Raw genomic sequence first — 22,446 nt, 5'->3', positions numbered from 1 at the left:
AAAATGAATCTGTTTGAAATAGTCGGGAATGATCTTTTTAAAGCTCTGACCGGAAAGTATCAGAATATTTTTATTGATTGTCTTGAAATCATATATAGATCATATCGAAGTGAATTATCCTATGGAATAGACAAGGAAATCTTAGTAGTCCGGTTGACCGACTATTTTGAGAAGAATAGTTCTGATGATATTCAGTTTGAGGAAAGTCAGGACGTTTTTCAGGATTCCAGATCTAAAGCAAATGCATTTTTGAGAAAACTAAAATGGTATGGTTGGATAGAATATGAGTATGATAATAACGGTCAAGCGAAGATAGTAATGCCGGACTACTCCATCACTTTGATGCAGGCATTTGCTACAATAACAGAAGATAATGAGATGGAATATCAAAGTGAGATATCAGCTATATATTCGTTGCTGACAAATGAAAAACTACTTGATAGACCATATCCTCAAATTATTAAGCCTGTCTACGATAGAACAGTTTCGTTGTTTACAGAGTTAAAAAAACTAAATACAAGCATAAGGAAATATATAGATGAACTGACCGATGGGCAATCATCGTAAGAACTTATGGAGCACTTCTTTCAGTACAATGATAAAGTTGGATCAAAAGCCTATCATAGAATGAAAACCAATGATAATGTTTCGAGGTTCAGAAATATTATCGAGAGTCGCTTGCGTGATTTGTTAAGCGATGAATCAATAATGCAGCGAGCAGTAATTGGTTATCAGAATATCGAGAGTGAAAATGATAAAAATGAAGCAAATGAAAAAGTAATAGAAATGATAAGCTGTGTTATAGGCTATTTTAATTCGTATGATGAAATTGAGAAGGAAATCGTCAGGAAACATTCTAAGTATCTTAGAAGTGCTGTTAGCAGAGCGAAGCTGGCCTTCTTAAATACCAATAATATTGAAGGAAAGCTCTCAACGATATTAAGAACACTGTCAACTGCATTTGATGAGGAAGAAGACCGCGGTATTTATGATGATGTGCCTGATGATTACTGCAAGATCTTCAATATGTTCCCACAAAGCTTTATAAATGGTGAATCATTGAAACCAATAAGTATCACGGAGCGAATGAATGATGTCGATGAAATATTCTCTGAACAATTGATATCTGATGATGAAATAAAGAGGAAACGTGCAATACTCAAGGAGAAAAATGAACATCGTTTTTCAAGGAAAAACATTAATGTTTTTGTTAACGCTATTCTTCAAAATCATTCTGAGGTCAGTGCCTCAGAAATAGAGATGTCTTCAAAGCGAGATATGATAAGATTGATATTTATTTGTATATATGCTCGTGATAAAAGATCAGAATTTGTGGTCATACCAAAAGAAAATGTTATCAGCCAGCGTGGCTTTACCTTTCATGATTTTATAATTAAAAAGCGGGTGAAATGATATGGAGCTTGAAGAACGTTTTGAGAAGATTCTGGGATCTGTTTCAAAGGACAAATTCAGACAAAATGCAAACAAGCTGCTTAATGAATGCTTTATTCTGAAAGAATGTGCTGACACTAAAATGAGCTATTATTTTATCCTAAAAGAAAAAGAACTTTTTAAAGCATTCTTTTATTTGCTGGGATATGATATTATTATAAACGAGGAGCTAGGTCTGATTGCACTGGATAACAGCTTTGGAACAGGACGTATCAGATTAAGATTGCTTGACAGTATTATTCTGCTCTTTTTACGACTTATCTATATTGAAGAAAAGAAAAAACTATCTCAGAATGAACAAGTGATAATTGAGGTAGATGAGCTTTATGAAAGATATCGCAGTCTGAAAAGTGATAGATTGAAAAAAGTCGATATGCGATCTGTTTTAGGTATGTTTAAAAGATATCATATCATTTCAAATATTGATTCGGATATGGGTGATCCGGAAACAAGATTGCAGATATTTCCTTCGATCATGCTGGCTTTTGATGGAGTAGAACTGAATAAACTATACGAAGATGCTAAAAGTAAGCTTGATAAATATGTAAAGGGCGGTGAGAGCGATGACATTGCAGACGAAGAAGATAATGACTAAACTTCGGTTGATAAACTGGCACTATTTCAATAATGTAACGATAAATTTTAAAAATACAAATCTTTTTTCCGGTGATAATGGTGCAGGCAAATCAACTATCCTTGATGCAATGCAGCTGATTCTTACTACAAACAGTAGAAGATTCAACCTTGCAGCCAATACGGACAGCAAACGAAATCTGAAGAATTATGTTCGCGGCAAAACCGGTGAAGAAGGAAATGAGTTTATTCGTAAAGGTGCTGTTATCTCATATGTAGCCCTTGAAATATATGAGGAAGCTAAGCAGCGATATTTCATTCTGGGTGTGAAGATCGATTCTCCCGACCTCGAAAGTGTTCCAAAGAAAAAATGGTTCTGCGAAGAAGGAAGACTTGAACAACTTTCATTTATAACTGATAATAAACCTTCCAGAGATGAGCAGTTCAAAAACAATGGAAAAAAGATCAGCTTTATGCAGACTACACAGGCCAAGGATAGATTCAAGGCTCGTCTTGGACATTTGCAGGATAATTTTTTTGAACTACTTTCAAGATCACTTGCTTTTAAACCCATGAAAGATGTCAAGAGTTTCGTGTCGCAGTTTATACTTCCTGAAAGGAATGTAGATATCGCTGCACTGAGAGAGAATATAAGAAATCTTAAGGAAATGCAGTTGGTCGTTGAAGAAGTAAAGAAGCAAGTCGATGATCTCAAAAACATACAGGATAAATATAATGACATAATGCATTTTGATTACCAGATACTTGTTATAGAGATATTGATAAAGCTGGCGGAACAAGAAGCAAAAGATGATGAAATCACTGATAAAACCAAAACGATAAAACTGGAAGAACAAAATATAGCTCAGTATAGTGGGCAGTCGAAGGCTCTTAAAGATGATATAAACACTTTGAATGAGCGCTATACCGATATTTTGTCTGCGATAAAATCCGGCGAGACAGCTCAGATGATAGCTACGATAAAAGCCGATATTTCCAACAAGAAAAAAGACAAAGAGCTTTTATCTGAGAAAGTGAAAAAACTGAAAACTCAGTTAAATAGGATAAGTGCAGCCAGTCGTTTTGTTTTCGAATTAACACAGAACGACTGTGGCAATATTGTTGTTTTAGATAATGATACAGCTGACACTCAACATAGAAATAATATAGTAATTGAACTGGAGAGTGCCTTTGAAGAAGCCAAGAAAAAAATACAGGAAAAGCTGACAGAAACAAACGTTATGCTTAAAGATGTTAATGAAAAGCTTGAAACATTATCAAAAGAGATCGGTGACCTGGAGCGTAACAAAATAACATATGATAGAAATATCACTGCACTCAGAGATTTGATTGAAAGTGAGTTTTCTGCGAGAGGTATTTCATCAGATGTGCATATACTTGCCGATCTGCTTGAAATATCAGATACAAAATGGCAGAATGCGATAGAAGGTTATCTTAACACGCAAAAGTTTTATATTATAGTTGAACCACAGTATTATGATATTGCTGCTGAAGTATATGACAGAAACAAATCCAGGATACATACAGCGGCAATAGTTAATACAGCTAAACTGGATACGAAAATAGTTCATGCTGATACAAGTTTGGCGAGTGTTGTTAAAAGTGAGAATATCTATGCTCGTGCATATGTAAATTACCTTCTTGGGAGAGTAACTATGTGTGAAAGCGTTTCTCAATTAAAGGAGCATAGTATAGCTATTACCAAAGGTTGTATGTTGTATCAGGGAAATGCACTCAGAAAGATAGATCCGAAAACATATTATATGCCGTATATAGGTAAGTATGCCCTTGCTCAGCAGTTAAAGATAAAGAAGGAAGAACATGCAAAATTATTGGTAAAGAAGAAAGAACTTGATGGGCAGAAAGTAAGATATGATACAGTACAGGCAAGTATAAACAATTGTAATTTTGAAATATTGAAGGACGTTGTTGGTTCACCTGTTGACCTAAAAAAAGTTAATGATGATTTAGAGAAGTTGAAAAAAGATCTGAAAGAAGCAGAAAACGATCCGACGTATTTGAAATTGCAGATGGACGCGGAAACAATAAAAAACCAACTTGATGAAAAGAGCGAAGAACTGAAAGGATTTGATAAGAAAATACTTAATGGTGAGTTTGTAATTAAATCATTAAATGATCAAATAAGAACGCGCATGGAAGAGAAAGCAATTCTTTCGTCTGAGATAGAAAAACTCTGTAATGGTAAAGAATCAGCTCGGGCGGAGGCAAACAAGAAGTTTGAAGATCATAAAAAGACGAAAACTGCCGGTACTATATATAATAATTATCAGCCAAGAAAGGCAGTATTATTAAATCAGAAAACGGATGCTATTGGAAAACTCAGTGCTTTACAGACAAAGTATAAGGATGGTGAATTCGGAACGGGTATAAATATGATGCCTGATTACACAGAAGAATATAATAACCTTACAAGACATGATTTAATTAGCTATGAAGATAAACTTCGTACCATAAGAGAAAACTGTGAAACTGAGTTCAAAGAGAGTTTTCTTGCAAAAATGCGCGAAAACATTGAGAAGGCAAAAACTCTGTTTAAGGAATTAAATAAAACACTAAAACCTATATATTATGGAAATGACTCATATCGATTTGACTGGGCTCCTGATAAAAAGAAAAAACGTCTTTATGATATGATAACATCAGAAGTGAATATAGGTGGCTTCAATTTGTTTTCAACTCAATTTGATGAAGAATATCACGATGAAATGGATGAACTGTTTTCAAAGTTGACTGTATCTGATGAAAATGGTGATGACGTAATAAATGAGTATACCGATTATCGAAGTTATCTTGATTATGATATTGATATTGTTTCCAAAGACGGAAAAACGCAGAAATTCTCTAAGATATACCGTGAGAAAAGCGGCGGTGAAACACAGACACCTTATTATGTTGCGATAGCTGCATCTTTTGTACAGCTTTACAGCATAGGTGAGACTATAAGGGTCATTATGCTTGATGAAGCATTTGACAAAATGGATGAAGAACGTATAGCAAGTATGCTGACATTTTTTAAAGCACAAGATCTTCAAGTTATACTTGCTGCTCCGACTTCAAGGCTAGAATTGATAGGCGAGCATGCAGATAATATCATAATGATCTTTAAAGATGACGAACATAACAGTATTGCGGAGGAATTCTCCTATGACGAAATATGAACGAACAATACTCGATAGCCTTTTGGATAAATATGAACGCAGCAAGAGTTTTGTAGGCGATAATAAGCGTGGACAGACTTTTACCGTTAAGATTTCAAAACTGTATTCCAAGTATTATGATGAAGCAGAGTATGAATTGTTTAACAGCATAAATGAGACCGTTGAAGAACTGGAAAGAAAAGGCTTTGTTGTAGCATCAAGGAAAAAGAATGGTGTTATAGATTCGGTAAAGCTCAATGATCAAATGATCGATGATGTCTATAAGTATCTGTCAAGGACACCCAAGCAAGAGGTGAACCAAAAAATCTCAGAACTGCTTGATAGATATTCAGAAAGAAATGAGATACTTTCTGAATATTGCAAAGCACAGGTCGAACGATTGGCACAGAATAAGAAAGCTGAATTTTTTGATGGTGATTTTTTGGAATATGAGAGCCTGCTTGAAGCTGTAGCAAATATCTTAGAAGTTAAAGAGGAAACTTACATAAGAGATTTTTCAATTAAAATTTTGGGTGATTCCAAAGCATTTGAAGCAATAAAGAATAAGGTCAGAAGGTTGTTATTTCAATATGGAGATTTTCCTGAGGAGGAAACTATCCTGGAAGATCTAAATATCATTAAAAATCCGGGTCACGTTTACATAAAAGGAAATGCTATTCTGAAAATCAGCGGACAGATCATAGATCTTTCTAAGCTGACCGGAGATATTGCAGTTTCTTCAGCAATACTAAAAAGCATTGACAGTATTAAAGTCAATGGAACAAAAGTTATGACCATAGAAAATCTTACAACTTTCAACGCATATATTGATGAAGATACATTTGCTGTATATCTGGGAGGATATCATAATTCCCACAGACGAAACTTTATAAAGAAAATATATTTCGACAATCCCGATGTTTCATATTATCATTACGGGGATATTGATGCCGGGGGATTTTATATACTTCTGCATTTGAGAAAAAAGACAGAGATAGATTTTCAGCCATATAGGATGGGAATAAAAGAATTACAGCGGTTTAATGAATATACAAAACCTTTGACAGACAATGATACCAAAAGATTGAATTCGTTGTTGGACAGCGAATTTTCAGAAATAGTCATGTATATGCTTGATAACAACTGTAAACTTGAACAGGAAGCTATGGATGACGACTTATAATCAAATATCAGGGAGTAAATATGAAAGTACATAACAAACTCGTCCGTGACAAGATACCCGAGATCATTGAAAATGCAGGCAAAAAGCCCGTAACGCATACGCTTTCTGAAGATGAATACATAACCGAGCTTGACAAAAAGTTGAACGAGGAGTGTGCCGAGTATCAGGCTGATAAAAGCATCGAGGAGCTTGCTGATATGCTCGAAGTTATGTACTCAATAGCAGAAGCAAGAGGGTGGACGGTATCGGGGCTTGAAGCTGTCCGTAAGGCTAAGGTCGAAAAGCGCGGTGGTTTCAAGGATAAGATATACCTTGAATATGTGGAGGATGGAAATGAGTGAAAGACTTGTAACGCCAAGCGGCAGTGCTCCGGAAAATTTGTTCATTGAACTTTTCTCTGATGCTTTCGGTGCGGAAAAAGCGGCATTTCTGTATCCGCAGTATCATTTCACCGATATTTATCAGAACGACCGCTATGCAGATTTCTTTCTTGAAAATGGCGGCAAGCGTATCGCAATCGAGATTGACGATGAGGCAAGCCATAATCCTTCCGCCGTGTCACGCAATAAATTCTATGACGACCTGCTGAAACAGAACAGCATGATATTTAATGGCTGGGACGTTTACCGCTGGGCAGTTCGTCAGCTGCAAGTGCAGCCTGATACTGTAAAGGACGAACTGCGTATCTTCCTCGGTTCTCACCCACTGTTTCGTGAGATAGCTGATTATCTGCCAACACAGCGTGCAAAGACGATCAATGCCGAGAATCTACAGCTGAAAGAACATCAGCTGGCGGCATTGAAGTCGCTTGAAGAAATGCGTATGCGCCATGAAACAATCGCTCTGCTCTACCACGCTACAGGAACGGGAAAGACCGTTACCGCTGTCAGCGACGCTAAAAAGTTCGGCGGACGGACGCTGTTCCTCGCACATACCATCGAGCTTGTAAATCAGGCTTATGAGACATTCAAGACCTTATGGGAAGATGTATCTGTCGGTAAGTTCGGTGATGCCGTCAAGGAGAAAGACGCATTTATCGTATGCGGTAGTATCCAAAGTGTTGCGCTGAATTTAGAGTTTTTCCGTGAGGACGAGTTTGATTATCTAATAATCGACGAGGCACATCACGCTTCTGCCGATACATATCAGAAGGTGCTTGCGTATTTCAAGCCGAAGTTCACTCTTGGACTTACAGCTACTCCCGAACGTGCAGACGATAAAGATATCATCGAGATATTCAAGAACACTGCACACAAGCTGGACATACAGACTGCTGTGGAGATCGGCGAACTTGTGCCTGTGCGTTGTATCCGCATACATACGAATATCGACCTGACAAAAGTTCGTTTCAACAGCGTCCAGTACAATATCCGTGACCTTGAAAGCAAGATATTCGTTCCCGAACGCAACACGCTGATTGTGGACACATTCATGGAATATGTCAGCGGCAAGCGAACTGTGATTTTCTGTGCGAGCGTAAAGCACGCCGAACAGATAGCGGAGATGATAAGAGAGCGCGGAGTCAATGCTGCTGCCGTCAGCGGTAGTATGAAGTCTTCGGAACGCAAAGAGATGCTTGCAAAGTTCCAGAAAGGCGAGATAAAGGCTATGTGTGCCTGTGATCTTCTGAATGAAGGCTGGGACTGTCCCGAGACAGAGGTTCTTTTCATGGCAAGACCGACCATGTCAAAGGTGTTGTATACTCAGCAGCTTGGTCGTGGTATGAGACTTGCCGAGGGCAAAGATTTTCTCATGGTGTTCGACTTTGTGGACAATGCCAGCCAGTATAATATGCCATATTCCATTCATAGGTTGTTTAAACTGAAAGCATATCGTCCAGGACAGACTGTTCTCGGAAAAGACCGTGCTGCCGAAGAAGAATTATACGAAAAAGGCGAGAAGCCGATCGCACTTATAGACTATCCCGTAAATGTGACTGATTACGAAGCTGTCGATGTTTTCAACTGGCAGGAGGAAGCAGCAGGCATGATCTCGCAGATGGAGTTTATCCGCCGTGTGGATGTGCAGTCCGAAACTGTCGAGCGGTATATCCGTGAAGGTAAGATAATCCCCGACCTGATAGTTCCCATGAGCGAGCACAAACAGCTAAAATACTTCACCGAAGAAACCCTTGAAGCTACCGCAAAAACAAACGGCTGGAAGCTGATAAATGACAGCAACCGCAAGGAGCTGTTCATGGAAATGGTCGAGCAGATGGATATGAGCTATTCGTACAAGCCTGTCCTGCTGAAAGCGATCTTTACCAGTGCCGATGAGAAAGGCAGAGTCAAGATTGACGATATTTCCTCATTCTTCAGCAATTACTATGAAAACCGCAGAAATTCAGGACTTGTAGTCGAGAAGCCCAACAGCATATTTGCAAAGGGCGGTTATACCGACAAGGAAGCCCAGCGGAACATCTTGTCCAATCCTTTCAAACGTTTTGAGGATATGCAGATGCTTCGCCATACAAAAACGCTCGGTATCATCGAGGTCGAGCCTACTGTCTGGAAAAACCTGAGCGATGATGAGATCAGTCAGATACTTGATATTTGTGATGAGAAGCTGGAAAACTACTATGGGCGGTTTGAAAAATAAAAAAGAAAAATAAGCAATGATCTAGGAGGTGCCCCCATGCTAAAACCCGGACTATACGAACAAGTCATAAACAAAGACCTATCAGATAGAATAGATGATTCCGCACAGCTTATCGATAAGCGCAATATTGACAAGGCGGAAGCTCCGCAGGTGCTGGCAGGGTATCTCTCCGAGGTCATCGAGAAGGGACTTTCACGTCTTGCAGGTGATGATATCGAAGGACAGCTGGGTCTTGCTAATAAAATAGTATCGGCTGTTACCGAGCTTACAGGCGATGATGAGTTCGATGGTCTGAGCGTTGATGAACGCGCACAGCAGCTTCTTGCTGTTGCCAATATGCAGAACAATGCTGACGCAGTACGTGGACGCATCACAATGACACGCCCCGAAACTTCACTCGCTTCAAGCTCACTGTTCACCGGTGCAGGACACGAACCGCAGATGATGACCGAGCTGAAAAAGGAGATAGTTTCTGCCGACAGGATAGATATGCTGGTCTCTTTCATCAAGTGGAGCGGACTTGTGCTTATTTTGGACGAGCTCACCGAATTCACCAATCGCGGTGGGCAGCTTCGTGTTATCACAACTTCCTACATGGGTGCTACAGATGTTAAAGCAGTCGAGGAACTTAGCAAGCTTCCGAATACTGAAATCAAGGTATCATACGATACCGAAAGAACAAGGCTTCATGCAAAGTCCTATGTATTTTATCGTGACACAGGCTTCACGACTGCCTATGTAGGCTCGTCGAATATGTCTAATGCCGCAATGACCAGCGGGCTTGAATGGAACCTGAAAATCACCGCTCACGATCAGCCACACACCATTCGCAAGATCAATGCGACTTTTGAGAACTATTGGAACAGCACTGATTTTTCGTTGTATTCAGCCGAGGACAGAGTGCATCTTATGCAGGCTCTCAAAGCTGAAAAATACCAGGGTGACAGCACCGACTACAGCTTTGAAATTCGTCCGTTTTCCTATCAGCAGGAGATACTGGACAAGCTGACAGCCGAGCGCGAGATACGTCATCACTACAAGAATCTTGTGGTTGCTGCAACGGGTACAGGCAAGACGGTTATTTCTGCTTTCGATTACAAGCGTTTCCGACAGCAGAACGGGCGTGCAAGAATTCTCTTTGTGGCACACAGAAAAGAGATTTTGAAGCAGAGTATCAAATGCTTCCGCGGAGTGCTACATGATGCGAATTTTGGTGAGCTTTTCTATGGCGGAGTAGTGCCCACAAGCCTTGATGAGCTTTTTATCTCTATCGAGACTTTCAATTCGCAGGCACTCGATAAAACGACCTCCCCCGACTTTTATGATTTCATAATCGTAGACGAGTTCCATCATGCCGCTGCGCCTACATATCAGCGTCTTCTTGAATACTACAAGCCGAAGATACTTCTCGGACTGACTGCTACTCCCGAGCGTATGGACGGCAAGACCATACTGCCGTATTTTGACAATAGAATTGCGGCTGAGATTCGTCTGCCCGAAGCCATAGACAGGAAACTGCTGTGTCCTTTCCACTATTTCGGAGTGTCTGATGATGTTGACCTGCACGATATAAAATGGTCTCGCGGAGGATACGATAGGACAGCACTTTCTAATGTCTACACAGGCAACGATATGCGTGTGATGCTGATCCTGAAAGAGCTGAACAAGTATGTTGCGGACATCGAAAAGGTCAAGGGACTGGGTTTCTGCGTATCAAAAGAACACGCCGAGTATATGGCTCTGCGTTTCAATGAGAATAATATCCCGTCAATCGCTCTGACAGCTGACAGCAAGAAAGATGAACGTGATTCTGCGCAGTCAAGGCTTGCAAAGGGCGAGTTAAAATTCATATTCACCATTGACCTTTACAACGAAGGCGTGGATATCCCCGAAGTCAATACTGTCATGTTCCTTCGTCCTACCGAAAGTTTGACGGTGTTCCTGCAACAGCTGGGACGTGGTCTGCGTTTGAGCGAGGGCAAGGACTGTCTGACGGTTCTTGATTTTATCGGTCAGGCGCATTTGAAATATAACTTTGAGTCTAAGTTTGCGGCACTGTTGGGCAACACTCAGAGAAGTGTCAAAGATGAAATAGAGAACGGTTTTCCGCTTTTGCCGAAGGGCTGTTATATAAAGCTGGAGAAGATGGCTCAGAAGTATATTCTCGATAATATCACGCAGGCTGTGGGCAACAAGAGTGCTATCGTAAAGCGTCTTGCTAGCTTCACTGAGGACAGCGGAAAAGAGCTTACACTTGCCAACTTCCTAAGCTACTATAATCTTGACCTTAGTGCCATTTACGGTACGAAAAACAGTTTTTCAAGACTGTGTGTGCAGGCAGGTGTCAAAGAAGACTTCTCAGAGGATATGGAGGAAATTATCACAAAAGCACTTCCGAGGCTTTCATATATCGATTCGCACCGACTGATTGAACTTGTTGCAGATTATCTTCCCAAGATAGACAAGTATACTATCGACGATTTTGACGGCGTACAGCGGAGAATGTGGCAGATGCTGCAATTCACCATATGGCAGAAGTCTTATGAAAATTGCGGTTTCAGCGACTTGCTTGAAGGCTTTAGGAAGATTGCTAGATCTCCTGTTATGTTGGCGGAGATACTTGAACTGCTGTACTATAAATATGAAAAGATAGACTTCATCGACGAGCCTGTGCAGGTGGATTATGACTGTCCTCTGGATGTGCATTGTAGTTACACAAGAGATCAGATACTTGTGGCGCTGGACTTCATGAAGCCCGATACTGTTCGTGAGGGTTGTAAATATCTTGATGACAAGAAAGTAGACTTGTTCTTTGTAACGCTCAACAAGTCGGACAAAGACTACTCGCCCACAACCATGTATAACGATTATTCTATAAACAGTGAACTGTTCCATTGGCAGAGTCAGAGCACTACAACTCCCCAGAGCAAGACAGGTCAGCGCTACATACATCATCGTGAAATGGGTACAAGCGTTATGATATTTGTCCGTGAATACAAGAGCAACAAATTAGGTGCTGCACCTTATACGTTCTTAGGATTAGCAGATTATGTTAAGTCGGAAGGCTCTAAGCCGATGAACGTTGTGTGGAAGCTTCGCAAGCCTATACCAGCGAAGTATCTGAAGAAAACAAATCAGTTGACGGTGGGATGATATGAAAACTATAAAAGTTGTAGCAGCCGTGATATGCGACTCGCTGCAGGATAAAACACGCATTTTCGCAACGGCAAGAGGATATGGCGAATACAAAGGTCAATGGGAATTCCCGGGCGGAAAGATTGAACCCGGTGAAACTCCGCAGCAAGCCTTAGTAAGAGAGATTCGTGAAGAGCTTGATACTACGATCAGAGTTGGCGAACTTATAGAAACTATAGAATACGATTATCCCGATTTTCACCTATCTATGGACTGCTTCTGGTGTGAGATCATAGAAGGGGAGTTGGTGCTGCTAGAAGCACAGGAGGGGCGATGGCTTACAAAGGATGAGCTTGGTAGTGTTAAGTGGTTGCCGGCTGATTTGGGATTGGTAGACAGAATTCGCATTCAAATGGCGTAAAACCGGGAAATGCTATTGCTTTTTCGGCATAAAGATGATATAATAATATATGAAGAAGTATCCGAGACTCGCAAAGGAGGTATGATTATGAAACCACAAGCACAGAGAAAGCCTGTAAGCTCCGAACAACACAAAAAGATGATCCGCAGCGTTGCCGGAACTATGGCTATCGAAGGACTTACACTGAGCGAAGCAAGCAGACACAATCTCGACAGATATGCCAGTGGTCAGGCAAATTTACAACAGATAATGGCAGAGCTGAAAGCAAAATACCAGAGGGCGGAGTAATGTTTTCAAAATATGATGTATACACCACAGTACAATCACTTTACTGCTATCCTGATTCCGATGTGCTGAAAAACAAGCTGAACATCCGGGATAGGGACAAGCTGAAACAGGCGGAGGAGGAAATCACCGCACTGAAACAGTATATCCTTATGGAATCGCCCATCAAAGGGAGATTCACCAAGACACAGCTTATCAATATTCACCGTTTTCTCTTTGAGGATATTTACCCATTTGCGGGACATATCCGCCGTGAGCAGATCAGTAAAGGCGATACATTGTTCTTTCCTCCTCACCTGATAAATCAGGAACTCGATAAGGTGTTTTCAAAACTACACAATGATAATATGCTGCACGAAACCGACAGGAAACACCAAATCGAGCGTCTTTCCTATATCATGTCTGAGTTGAATATCATTCATCCGTTCCGTGAAGGCAACGGACGAAGCATTCGAGAGCTGATACGCTGTATGGCACTGCACTATCGTTTTTCGCTGGATTGGAGCCGTGTAGATAGGGATACGATGCTCGAAGCAGCGATCAGGTCGGTGGTGGATAGTATGGCTTTCAGAGATATTATTGTGAAGTGTACTGTTGAGGAATAGCACGTCTCCGAGGATTACATGTTGCTGTATTTATAGCAACTTTAGATTATAATGATTTGAGATAATGGAGTAAGCTATTATGATTCAAGTATTGCAAGCTCCATATACATATTACCCAAACCTAAAGTGTGATAAAGATTTTATATATGCCCAAAAGGAGTAAGAATTATGTCTATAAAAGTAAAGATACACAATGTAAAAAATATTGACGATTTTGAATTTGAAATACCTACGGTAAAAGGTTTATATGCGTTAACTGGTGAGAATGGTTCAGGAAAGAGTACGGTTATTTCGTGCGCTGCAGCAGCTTTTTATGTTCCTTCATTTTACGATTATTTTGGAAATCCTAGAGATGGTGCATATATACAATTTGATTTTGAGGGGAAGAAAAGAGAAATCAAAGAAAAAGATGGGAAGTGGGAAAAACCATCTTATGGACAGTCATTAGGTGTCACAGGATTTTATGAAGGCAGTATTGTTTTTGGAAATCGATTTAAAGATATTGAGTATTCATTGTCGGGAAAACATCCCCGACAATTCATAACTCTCCGCAGCCCTTCAAAACCCTTTATTTTAGGGGAATCTGCATTTTTCGTTTTACATAGATCTTCGTAATTCTTTACAGTCGGTCGTAAATCAGTCGTAAGTTGGTCGTAAGTTTTCACTCGCTTTCTTCTTCGGTCAGTGACTTGAAATACTCCTCGAAACCTCTTATCTCTTTCGACTTTAAATCCTTTGTCGCATCGGCGTATATCCCTAAAGTCGTTTCAACGTCGGCGTGTCCGAGAATATCCTGCATCGCCTTGATATTCACTCCCGCCTCGCACATTCTCGTTGTGAAGGTGTGCCTCAGCGAATGATTGCTGAAATTAGGCAGCGTCGTGATCTCTTTACCTCCGCTCTTGTCAAGCAGCTCGTAATTGCAGTCGCGAATTATCCTTTTCAGCGCCTTGTTGAGCATACTCTGATTCTGAACACTTCCAAAGCGGTTGACAAATATGAAATTGCTGAACCCATCAACCTCCGCCTTGCAGCTGATGCCGACTTTCTCCTGAAATGCCTTTTCTTTCAAAAGCGCTTCCTTCACCTTCGGCAGCATAGGTATCATTCTCTTGCCTGCTTCGGTCTTGGGCGTGTTCACCGCAAACGTGCAACCGTTCTGCTTGCCTCTACTGAAATACACCAGCGTGTGATTTACGCTTATCGTGTTTTCCTTAAAGTCAACGTCTTCCCAGCGAAGCCCTGTCAGCTCACCCACTCTCATGCCCGTCCACAGCATAACCGTGAATATCGGCAGCCAGTGCGCGTATTTAGCCGAGCCTGCGAGATAGTTCTCGAAGATCTGCTGTTCTTCAAGTGTCAGTGCCCGCCTTGTGTCAAAGTCGCTGCTGTGCGCACGTTTCAGTTCTTTCAAAGCGTTGTCGGAAGGATTGTATCTCAGATAGTCGTCCTCGACGGCCAACCCAAGAACCTGATGGAGTACGGTATGTATGCAGTCGATGCTGTTGACCTTTATGTGCCGCTCGTCAGCGAGATAATTGTAGAACGCTCTCACATCTGTGCGTTTAAGGTCGGTCAGCTTTATCCTGCCGAACTTCGGCTCCACAAACTGCTCATAGGAATACTTGTAGTTGGAAAAGGTGTTGTCCTTCAAGCCTTTTTTCAGCGTTTTCCACTTGTTGTACAGATCGTTTATCGTGAGATTTTTCACGTCCACGTTTATGCCGTCAAGCGTATCTCTAAGTACATCAAGTTCCTTCTCACGAAGCTCATCGAGTGTCTTGGCATACACCGAATGGCGTTTGCCCATCTTGTCACGCCACTTGAATTCAAATGACCCGTTTGACCTCTGATATTCGCCCTCTTTCAGGACTCTTTTCTTGTTATCCTTGCGTCTCTCTATTGCCATGATAAACCTCTCTTTCATAACATAGAGGACACGTCTGATGTTATTATAGTAAACGGCATTAGAAATTGCGCTTTGAGAACGAGTAAAAGTCGAATATATGCTTTTGCGACGTTCGTAAAGCAGCAATTTCAATACTGTTTACTATATTATACACCGGACGCGCCCCAATGTCAACTACATATTTATATAGAATAAGCCTTTGCAAGATATTCTTCCAGTTTCAGGCGTTTAATTAATCTTTTAGTGCCGACCCAAATAACAAAGCCGCAATTGCTTTCATTTGTAAGCTCACGCAGCTTATTCTGGCCGATATTGAAATACGCTGCGGCTTCTTCGAGGGTGAGGTTGGATTTCTCCCATACGGGAACTTCTATTGTTGTCTTTTTGTTCAAAAAATATTACCTCCATGTTTCAGATTGTTATATATCGGTTGTGAATGTAATGTTGACTTTGATTTCCATTTCTATTTTTTCCTTTCTGTGAAGTAATGGTTCTGATGGTTGACGGTGCGGGCGGGGTGTGGTATAATATTATCGTGGGCGAGTGTAAGGATTTCAAATAATATAGGCAGGCGATTATTATGAAAATAGCAAACGGACTTGACTTCATAAATGATGAAGCAGTTATCGGAAAATGGGAGAATATCGGGTGGACAGAAAGCACATCGGCTGTTTCAATAACCGATCTGAATGATGTAAGCGGCGAATTTCATATCCTTTATTTTCTGCCCGACGGAGAACCATATTGGATATATGAGGGCTGGACAAAGGGCGTACTTCTGATACACTACGGCGGTGACGAACCGATACTTTCCTATAAATATGAGATCAGGTCAATAGATGATAAACAGTATTTGTTTCTTCATTTAGAGAATAAAACCGAAGTATTTATAAAGCGTGACAGCCTTCATTACAACAAAGAAACGCTCGGTCGGCATGATGATATCAATTTACCATTTGTTCCTGATCATGTTGTTTTGGGGAAATGGAGATCGGTCACTTTTTTAGAGGGAGCCGCAGATTTCAATGAAAATGAAATCTCACAAGACCTGTATCTGAGATCAATAGAGTTTTTCTCTGACGGCAGCCTTATTCAATCCTATATGGATACAACGTGGTATGATAAGTGGACAAAGGGATATGTTCTGAATCTGCACAGAACGACTGCTGCGACGTATCAAATAAAGAAGATCAATGGTACGGAATACTTGATTTTGGAATGGAAAATGGGCGATTATATCTATGGCGGTATGAAGCCCGATCATTATGTATTCAGACGCGAGAAGTGACCGACATGATACTATTGCGCCCCTCGACAAGCTGATGCACGATTTCAAGTGCAGCCTGCCGCAGGATATGTATTATAAGGATTTAGCTGACCGAGTTGACCAGCTCAAAAACACATAAGAAGGTCGAGAAGAAATGTGCAAGATCATGGAAGAAATAGGCGCTGAAAGAGAGCGTCAGGAAAGATACCAGATCGCAATAAGACTCATCAAAATGGATCTTCTTTCCGTAGAGGACATTGCGAAAGCGACCGACCTCTCGATAGAAGATGTTCAGGCTCTTGCAGCGATGGTAAAAGCAACCGCATAAACACATCTGCCGAAGCACATTCCCCTGCCGCGGGAAGTGTGCTTTGTGATTATTCCATAAATTAGGTGATACGATATGAATTACTATAACCCCGCCGACAAAAATGCTATACCCGAAGTAGAAAATGTCCTGCGATACCTTGCAGATATCAACGGCAAAAAGATGATAACGGGTCAGCACACACAGACGATGGCACAGGAGGAACTGCACAATATCCTTGATGTGACAGGCAAAGAGCCCGCGCTGCTGGGTTTTGAGCTTCTGTCGTACTCGCCCAACATCAACTATCTCGACACCGATGATGAATGTATCACGGAGATCGAACTGAACCGCGGCACCCTGCAAAAAGCGTGGGAGTGGGCAGCGCGAGGCGGACTTATCACCTTTACATGGCACTGGTTCTCCCCTCTTGGCGGACATTCAAAATCGTTCTTTTCTAAGAACACCAACTTCGATGTCGAAAAGGCGCTTGTTCACGGCACGCCTGAAAACACTGCACTACTGTCCGACATGGATTACATGGCGGGACTCATTCGCCCATTCAATGATAAACACATACCTATACTCTGGAGACCGTTCCACGAATCCGAGGGAACATGGTTCTGGTGGGGTGCAAAGGGTGCGGAGACTGCAAAGCGGCTCTATCGGCTGATGTTTGAGCATTTCACTGAAAAATGCGGGCTCCATAATCTGATATGGGTATGGAATTCCCCACTTAAAGACGGCTACCCCGGAGACGACTTCGTTGATATTATCTCGCGGGATATGTACCCTCCAGCTCATGAATACACATCGCACAAAAGCGAATTTGACGAACTGACAGCAATTACTTCTCAAAAGATCTCTGCAATAGCCGAGACAGGTGTGCTGCCCGATGTCGAAGCGACAATAAGCGAGAAAGCCGCATGGTCGTATTTTATGACATGGTCGCGCGAATTCTGTCTCGGTGAGAAATACACCTCTTACGATCATCTCCGAGAAGTTTATAACAGCGAGCTTGCCGTGACTATCGACAAGCTGCCGCGGCTTTATTCAGTCTGACAACCCCAAAAATCATTAAAGTCCTAAAAACTGTACTGCAAAATATTGCAAAAACCTCCGATCTGTGATATATTATTCTTAACATTTATCTTATAGGAGGCACCCCATGACCCGCTGTGATTTCTGCTCGATCATTAATATCATAACCGAATACATAAGCGAAGCCAAAGCTCTCAGCCAGTCTGAGTTTTTGTTCCGGCTATTCAACGAGTTTGCCAACGAAAATGACGATTTCGACTTCGATCAAAGCAGAGTAAACCGCTGGTTCAAGGGCAAAGACCCAATCAGTCCCACAATAACGCGCTTCTATTTGCAGGACGGCTACGCAGAATATCTCGCCTCCGACCTTGAAGAAAAGATTTTCCCGATGATGACCGACTTGAATAAAGCGACGCAGGAGATCTACGATCTGCTGATGAACGACATTTCTGTATCCGACCAAAAGAAAAACGAACTCACGGAGCTTTATACTCCGCAGAATTCTACTGACGCGGCAGACTTCATTTCCGCAGTAATGCTTTTCGGAATGGAGCGCAAATTTCAAAAACGTGAAACGAAACTCCTTACGAGCGGAACGCTGTCACCTGTTGCTGCCGAAGTCATAATGTCGGGCTCTGTTCCTAACCCCTGCAAGCATTTCTGCGGCAGAGATTCCGAGCTTGAAGCACTCCATTCTCTGCTTGAAAAGCACAGCAAGATTTTCATCACGGGTCTTGTGGGCATAGGCAAAAGCGAGTTCGCAAAAACCTACGCCAAGGCCCACAAAAAAGATTACACCAACATTCTGTATTTCTCCTACCCCGACAGCCTGAAAACGCTCATTGAGGACATGGATTTTGCCGACGATCTCCCGTCTGACGATAACACCACCCGCTTCAAAAAGCACAACCGATTTCTGCGCTCCCTCAAACCCGACACGCTGCTTATAATCGACAATTTCAATACCACAGCCGCGAACGAGCCGCAGCTTGACCTGCTGATGAAATACAACTGCAAAGTGCTGTTCACTACCCGCAGTAAGTTTGAAGTCGGATATACTTACGAACTGAACGAAATTGCCGACCTTGAAAGTCTGGTATCACTTGCCGCGTATTTCTATACCGATACCCCAAATCAGCGGCAAATAGTCGAGCATATTATCGAAACCGTACACCGACACACTCTGTTGGTTGAACTATCAGCAAGGCTATTGCAGACGGGGATCCTTGAACCGAACGAAGTCCTCTCCAAGTTATCCGAAAGCACTGCCGCGCCCGAAGCGAGCGACAAAATATCCATCACGAAAGACGGTCACACCAAAAAGGCAACTTATCACAACCACATCAAGACGCTGTTCTCGCTTTTTGCGCTGTCCGAAGAAATGCAGTCGGTAATGCGCTATGCGACTTTTATTCCTGCAAACGGTATCCGCGGCAGACTTTTTGCCAAGCTGATAAGCCTTGAAAGCATGGACACGATCAACGACCTGACCGAGCTGGGCTTCATTCAGAACCCCGAAATGGACAAGATCGCGCTGTATCCGCTTGTTCAGGAAATAATCATTTCCGACCTTGTACCTGATACCGAAAATTGCCGCCCTCTGCTTGATAATATCCACCGCACCTGCCTGCAACATGGCAATGATATTCCTTACTATTCCACGCTGTTTGCTATTACGGAAAACATAGCAGATAAGATCACGGTCTGCGATAAATCCGATTATCTGCTTTTTCTTGAGGACTCTTTCGCCTATATGGAAAAGTATCGTTACGCAAGTGGTATGAAAAAACTTGTGAGCGTTATGTCTAATCCCCTTTCCGATGATAATTTTGGCACTCCAAACGATCGCGCCCTACTGCTGAACAACCAAGCCTCCTGCGAAGGTCTACTGAACGGAAATTACAAGAAAGCCATCGACCTTGAAAAGCGTGCTATAAATATGTGCGACCCGACGGATAACCCTCTGCTTGCCGCCAATCTTCACATGAACCTCGGCTATCTGTATCAGGTGGACGGCAAGACCGACCTCGCCAAGCCGAGTATGGAGAAAGCTATGCATATCATCACCGAGGTGAACGCTCCGACCCATGATGTTATTCTCATGTCCCGAAATTACGCCCGACTTCTCGCGGAAACGGGTGAAGCCCGCCGAGCGATAACCGCGCTGCAAAAATGTGCTGATTTCGTAAAAGCGACCAACTCCGAGATGACCTCCGACTACGCCGACCTCCTTTTCGACATAGCCGGGATCACTTCTCAGATAAGCGGTATCCAAACCGCCGAGCAGTATTTTATTCGTGCGTTCAAGATATACCGCGATGTGATGTCCGATGACGATCTCCGCGAGAAAGCTGCACTTGCGGTCAAGTATTTCAATCATGGGGGAATAACAAACCTACCGTCATACCTTGCGCTCAGTGAAAATACTGCCACAGCAGAATGACCGTCTGCACTATGACCGCGACGGGCGCAAGGCTATACCATAATCCGACAAGTCCTGCCGAATGACTTGCCTTATTAAGATTTTCAGCACTCTTTTCCACCGCCGTTTCCATCTCCGAAACGGCGTTTTTGCTGTGTTCAAGAAGCTTGTCAAACATCTCGTTCTGCTGTTTGATGATATTGTTAAGATTATCATTCAGCACCTTAGCGGCATCTCTTCTTACGCTTTGACGATACTGCTCCTGGATGTCCAACAGCCGCAGCTGATTCTCGTTCATCTTCCGCAGCTCTGTCTGCGTATCTTTCATAAAATCCGTCAAGACCGCGCACATCTTGTCTACTGTTGCGAGCAGCAGTGCGGTCTGGTACTTGTCCTCTGCCGTCTGACGTTCCTCTGCTTTCAGTTTCATCACGTTCTCCCACAGCCCGGAAAGTTCCCGCTGTGGAGTATTCTCGATATTTCTTTGTAAGCTCATATTCTATCCCCTTTCTCGTATATAGATCTCCTAACCTGCTTCCGCGAACAGAAACCGACTTTCCGTTCTTGTCCAAATACTGCGGATGCCTATAAGACACCGTATTCCCCGCGACCCTGCACTCCACATTGTAATGCTCTTTCAAACTACGAATAACATCATCGAAAGTGCGGTTGTTCGGGTCAGTGATTTCTATTCTTATTACTTCACGCAGTTCGTCCTTAAAACTCTCTGCACCTCGCTTTTTCATCTGCGCTTCACCGAATGTCAGCTTGTCTTTTTGACGTGACATATCGTGATTGTAAAAGCCTTCCCGAACCGAATTCGTAAATCCATGCTCCAGACATTTCTTCCCAAAGTATTCCGACATCTCATAAAGATCATGCTGGCTGCGCCTGTACGACTTGCCAGTTTCCATATTGCAGTTGCTGATCAAAAAATGCACGTGAATATGGTCGGTATCTGTATGCACCGCAAACAAAACTTCATAGCCCTTGCTGTGTATGAAATGCTCCGCAAAATCCTGCGCTATCTCAAAGGCTGTTTTGTGATCGACATTATCCAGCGGGTGAAATGAGATCGACATTTTATGCGCAAGAATAGTATTCGCCTTGTGCTTAGAGTAGCTTTTACCGTTCAGCTTACGCGTGACCAAAATGCCGTTTGCGAAATTATCACGGTTGCAGCCCAGGGCAGTATAAAGCCCCTCGGAAGTCTTTCTCACACCGCTTTCAATCTGCTCCTTTTTCTGTCCGAGCATATAATCCGCCGAAGCTTTCAGCGCTCCGACTGATTTGCAAGGCGCGTAATCCACATTGACGTTCCCGAACGGCATTAGTCCTCCACAAGGGGCTTGTCAAGAAAAGCCGAAAGCCTGTCCATCGCCTCACAAAAACTTTTCTCATAATATCTCAGCGCGACCTGTGCTTTTTCGCTCTGGAAAGTATTTGCAAAATACGCCACCTGATTCAGATTAACGCCGATCTTTCTCAGCTCGTGCATTATCCCTTTGACCTCATCATCAAAGCGGTATACCTTTATATTAGAGTCTCGCACTAGCTTCATGAAAAAGTCCGTCTTGCTCATACCGCTGATTGCTCTTTTGCGCTCGAACATATCAAGTTCCTTTTCGGTCAGCCTTATGTTAATCTGTATATCCCTGTTTCTATTCATTAGACCTCCTTACCCGCCGACAAAATCGAAATCAATATCGTCGGCTGACACGTTATTCTCATTTGTATTTGTGATATTTATTGTTGGCGCAGCCGTGTTGTACGGCATGACCATTTTCGTGAAGCAAGCCGCAAGGAATGTAGGCAGAGCTTTCTCGACAGCAGTCTCAACCGCAGAAACGATCCGCTCTACAAACTTATCCTCACGCTCGCGGGTCTCAAAATACGGGTCATCTTTCTTGCGATAATAATTCTTGAAATACTCCGTCACAGCAACTGCGACAGCCCGGCTGTATGACTTGAACTCGTCCTTATCCATGCCTTGCAGATAATCCCACGCCTGTCTGTCAAGAGGTTTGTCAAGATTGAACCGTAACGTGGTACATTTGATATTTCTCATA

20 protein-coding genes and 1 pseudogene are annotated in these 22,446 nt (G+C 42.3%); 15 read left to right on the top strand and 6 right to left on the bottom strand.

Annotated features, from left to right (window positions below):
• Nucleotides 1–3: 3 nt before the first annotated feature.
• From BMY75_RS18545 to BMY75_RS15500, 11 genes and pseudogenes are all read left to right on the top strand, one after another.
• A pseudogene (locus tag BMY75_RS18545) lies at nt 4–1,413 on the top strand (Wadjet anti-phage system protein JetA family protein).
• A gap of 1 nt (nt 1,414) precedes the next feature.
• Nucleotides 1,415–2,047, top strand: coding sequence for a DUF4194 domain-containing protein (locus tag BMY75_RS15545; protein WP_074835667.1), 633 nt, complete (start codon nt 1,415–1,417; stop codon nt 2,045–2,047).
• Nucleotides 2,040–5,225 (top strand): ATP-binding protein, encoded by a 3,186-nt coding sequence (locus tag BMY75_RS15540; RefSeq protein ID WP_207646283.1) that lies wholly within the window; start codon nt 2,040–2,042, stop codon nt 5,223–5,225. The genes BMY75_RS15545 and BMY75_RS15540 overlap by 8 nt, the downstream gene beginning before the upstream one ends.
• Nucleotides 5,212–6,387, top strand: coding sequence for a Wadjet anti-phage system protein JetD domain-containing protein (locus BMY75_RS15535; protein ID WP_074835662.1), 1,176 nt, complete (start codon nt 5,212–5,214; stop codon nt 6,385–6,387). The genes BMY75_RS15540 and BMY75_RS15535 overlap by 14 nt, the downstream gene beginning before the upstream one ends.
• A gap of 20 nt (nt 6,388–6,407) precedes the next feature.
• Nucleotides 6,408–6,728 (top strand): nucleoside triphosphate pyrophosphohydrolase, encoded by a 321-nt coding sequence (locus BMY75_RS15530; protein ID WP_074835659.1) that lies wholly within the window; start codon nt 6,408–6,410, stop codon nt 6,726–6,728.
• Nucleotides 6,721–8,985 carry a DEAD/DEAH box helicase gene (locus tag BMY75_RS15525; protein WP_074835656.1) on the top strand — a complete coding sequence of 755 codons (2,265 nt, stop codon included), beginning with the start codon at nt 6,721–6,723 and terminating at the stop codon, nt 8,983–8,985. The genes BMY75_RS15530 and BMY75_RS15525 overlap by 8 nt, the downstream gene beginning before the upstream one ends.
• A gap of 36 nt (nt 8,986–9,021) precedes the next feature.
• Nucleotides 9,022–12,138: a DEAD/DEAH box helicase gene (locus tag BMY75_RS15520; RefSeq protein WP_074835653.1), complete on the top strand. Its 3,117-nt coding sequence runs from the start codon at nt 9,022–9,024 to the stop codon at nt 12,136–12,138.
• Nucleotide 12,139: 1 nt separating this feature from the next.
• Nucleotides 12,140–12,541, top strand: coding sequence for an 8-oxo-dGTP diphosphatase MutT (gene mutT, locus BMY75_RS15515; RefSeq protein WP_074835650.1), 402 nt, complete (start codon nt 12,140–12,142; stop codon nt 12,539–12,541).
• 87 nt (nt 12,542–12,628) lie between these two features.
• The gene (locus tag BMY75_RS15510) at nt 12,629–12,829 is read left to right on the top strand and encodes an antitoxin VbhA family protein (protein WP_074835647.1); all 201 of its coding nucleotides are present in this window, start codon (nt 12,629–12,631) and stop codon (nt 12,827–12,829) included.
• Nucleotides 12,829–13,431, top strand: a complete 603-nt coding sequence (locus BMY75_RS15505; protein ID WP_074835644.1) for a Fic/DOC family protein — start codon at nt 12,829–12,831, stop codon at nt 13,429–13,431. Before BMY75_RS15510 ends, BMY75_RS15505 begins: the two co-directional genes overlap by 1 nt.
• A gap of 168 nt (nt 13,432–13,599) precedes the next feature.
• Nucleotides 13,600–14,046: an AAA family ATPase gene (locus BMY75_RS15500; RefSeq protein ID WP_074835641.1), complete on the top strand. Its 447-nt coding sequence runs from the start codon at nt 13,600–13,602 to the stop codon at nt 14,044–14,046.
• Nucleotides 14,047–14,092: 46 nt separating this feature from the next.
• Here the strand turns inward: BMY75_RS15500 and BMY75_RS15495 are convergent, their stop codons facing one another.
• Together BMY75_RS15495 and BMY75_RS15490 are read right to left on the bottom strand one after the other, a co-directional pair.
• Nucleotides 14,093–15,340 carry a tyrosine-type recombinase/integrase gene (locus BMY75_RS15495; RefSeq protein WP_074835638.1) on the bottom strand — a complete coding sequence of 416 codons (1,248 nt, stop codon included), beginning with the start codon at nt 15,338–15,340 and terminating at the stop codon, nt 14,093–14,095.
• A 182-nt stretch (nt 15,341–15,522) separates the two neighbouring features.
• Nucleotides 15,523–15,732, bottom strand: a complete 210-nt coding sequence (locus tag BMY75_RS15490) for an excisionase (protein ID WP_074835635.1) — start codon at nt 15,730–15,732, stop codon at nt 15,523–15,525.
• 188 nt (nt 15,733–15,920) lie between these two features.
• Between BMY75_RS15490 and BMY75_RS15485 the strand changes: the two genes are divergently transcribed.
• The 4 genes from BMY75_RS15485 to BMY75_RS15475 all read left to right on the top strand — a co-directional run bounded on the left by BMY75_RS15485 (nt 15,921) and on the right by BMY75_RS15475 (nt 20,398).
• The gene (locus tag BMY75_RS15485; RefSeq protein ID WP_074835632.1) at nt 15,921–16,628 is read left to right on the top strand and encodes a hypothetical protein; all 708 of its coding nucleotides are present in this window, start codon (nt 15,921–15,923) and stop codon (nt 16,626–16,628) included.
• A gap of 145 nt (nt 16,629–16,773) precedes the next feature.
• Nucleotides 16,774–16,935 carry a hypothetical protein gene (locus BMY75_RS18105; RefSeq protein ID WP_207646282.1) on the top strand — a complete coding sequence of 54 codons (162 nt, stop codon included), beginning with the start codon at nt 16,774–16,776 and terminating at the stop codon, nt 16,933–16,935.
• 75 nt (nt 16,936–17,010) lie between these two features.
• Nucleotides 17,011–17,976 (top strand): glycosyl hydrolase, encoded by a 966-nt coding sequence (locus BMY75_RS15480; protein ID WP_074835629.1) that lies wholly within the window; start codon nt 17,011–17,013, stop codon nt 17,974–17,976.
• Between the two features lie 106 nt (nt 17,977–18,082).
• Nucleotides 18,083–20,398 carry an ATP-binding protein gene (locus tag BMY75_RS15475; protein WP_074835626.1) on the top strand — a complete coding sequence of 772 codons (2,316 nt, stop codon included), beginning with the start codon at nt 18,083–18,085 and terminating at the stop codon, nt 20,396–20,398.
• Here BMY75_RS15475 and BMY75_RS15470 read toward each other — a convergent pair.
• The 4 genes from BMY75_RS15470 to BMY75_RS15455 are packed head-to-tail and all read right to left on the bottom strand — an operon-like array spanning nt 20,370 to nt 22,445.
• A complete protein-coding gene (locus tag BMY75_RS15470) occupies nt 20,370–20,651 on the bottom strand; it encodes a glutathione S-transferase family protein (protein ID WP_207646281.1) in 282 nt (93 codons plus the stop codon). The two genes, BMY75_RS15475 and BMY75_RS15470, sit on opposite strands and share 29 nt — an antisense overlap.
• Nucleotides 20,602–21,708, bottom strand: coding sequence for a relaxase/mobilization nuclease domain-containing protein (locus tag BMY75_RS15465; protein ID WP_074835620.1), 1,107 nt, complete (start codon nt 21,706–21,708; stop codon nt 20,602–20,604). Before BMY75_RS15465 ends, BMY75_RS15470 begins: the two co-directional genes overlap by 50 nt.
• Nucleotides 21,708–22,046 carry a plasmid mobilization protein gene (locus BMY75_RS15460; protein ID WP_074835617.1) on the bottom strand — a complete coding sequence of 113 codons (339 nt, stop codon included), beginning with the start codon at nt 22,044–22,046 and terminating at the stop codon, nt 21,708–21,710. The genes BMY75_RS15465 and BMY75_RS15460 overlap by 1 nt, the downstream gene beginning before the upstream one ends.
• Nucleotides 22,047–22,055: 9 nt before the next feature.
• On the bottom strand, nt 22,056–22,445 hold the full coding sequence (locus tag BMY75_RS15455; protein ID WP_074835615.1) for an adenylate cyclase: 390 nt from the start codon (nt 22,443–22,445) through the stop codon (nt 22,056–22,058).
• Between the last annotated feature and the right edge of the window lies 1 nt (nt 22,446).

It is taken from the genome of Hominimerdicola alba (assembly GCF_900109655.1).
GTDB classification, from domain to species: Bacteria; Bacillota; Clostridia; order Oscillospirales; family Ruminococcaceae; genus Hominimerdicola; species Hominimerdicola alba_B.
This window is presented reverse-complemented; position numbering and strand designations above follow the sequence as displayed.

Excerpts from the sequence above, each read along its gene's own strand:
- BMY75_RS15545 (WP_074835667.1), top strand. The coding sequence starts at position 1,415 with ATGGAGCTTGAAGAACGTTTTGAGAAGATTCTGGGATCTGTTTCAAAG.
- BMY75_RS15540 (WP_207646283.1), top strand. The coding sequence starts at position 2,040 with ATGACTAAACTTCGGTTGATAAACTGGCACTATTTCAATAATGTAACG.
- BMY75_RS15535 (WP_074835662.1), top strand. The coding sequence starts at position 5,212 with ATGACGAAATATGAACGAACAATACTCGATAGCCTTTTGGATAAATAT.
- BMY75_RS15530 (WP_074835659.1), top strand. The coding sequence starts at position 6,408 with ATGAAAGTACATAACAAACTCGTCCGTGACAAGATACCCGAGATCATT.
- BMY75_RS15525 (WP_074835656.1), top strand. The coding sequence starts at position 6,721 with ATGAGTGAAAGACTTGTAACGCCAAGCGGCAGTGCTCCGGAAAATTTG.
- BMY75_RS15520 (WP_074835653.1), top strand. The coding sequence starts at position 9,022 with ATGCTAAAACCCGGACTATACGAACAAGTCATAAACAAAGACCTATCA.
- mutT (WP_074835650.1), top strand. The coding sequence starts at position 12,140 with ATGAAAACTATAAAAGTTGTAGCAGCCGTGATATGCGACTCGCTGCAG.
- BMY75_RS15510 (WP_074835647.1), top strand. The coding sequence starts at position 12,629 with ATGAAACCACAAGCACAGAGAAAGCCTGTAAGCTCCGAACAACACAAA.
- BMY75_RS15505 (WP_074835644.1), top strand. The coding sequence starts at position 12,829 with ATGTTTTCAAAATATGATGTATACACCACAGTACAATCACTTTACTGC.
- BMY75_RS15500 (WP_074835641.1), top strand. The coding sequence starts at position 13,600 with ATGTCTATAAAAGTAAAGATACACAATGTAAAAAATATTGACGATTTT.
- BMY75_RS15495 (WP_074835638.1), bottom strand. The coding sequence starts at position 15,340 with ATGGCAATAGAGAGACGCAAGGATAACAAGAAAAGAGTCCTGAAAGAG.
- BMY75_RS15485 (WP_074835632.1), top strand. The coding sequence starts at position 15,921 with ATGAAAATAGCAAACGGACTTGACTTCATAAATGATGAAGCAGTTATC.
- BMY75_RS18105 (WP_207646282.1), top strand. The coding sequence starts at position 16,774 with ATGGAAGAAATAGGCGCTGAAAGAGAGCGTCAGGAAAGATACCAGATC.
- BMY75_RS15480 (WP_074835629.1), top strand. The coding sequence starts at position 17,011 with ATGAATTACTATAACCCCGCCGACAAAAATGCTATACCCGAAGTAGAA.
- BMY75_RS15475 (WP_074835626.1), top strand. The coding sequence starts at position 18,083 with ATGACCCGCTGTGATTTCTGCTCGATCATTAATATCATAACCGAATAC.
- BMY75_RS15465 (WP_074835620.1), bottom strand. The coding sequence starts at position 21,708 with ATGCCGTTCGGGAACGTCAATGTGGATTACGCGCCTTGCAAATCAGTC.
- BMY75_RS15460 (WP_074835617.1), bottom strand. The coding sequence starts at position 22,046 with ATGAATAGAAACAGGGATATACAGATTAACATAAGGCTGACCGAAAAG.
- BMY75_RS15455 (WP_074835615.1), bottom strand. The coding sequence starts at position 22,445 with ATGAGAAATATCAAATGTACCACGTTACGGTTCAATCTTGACAAACCT.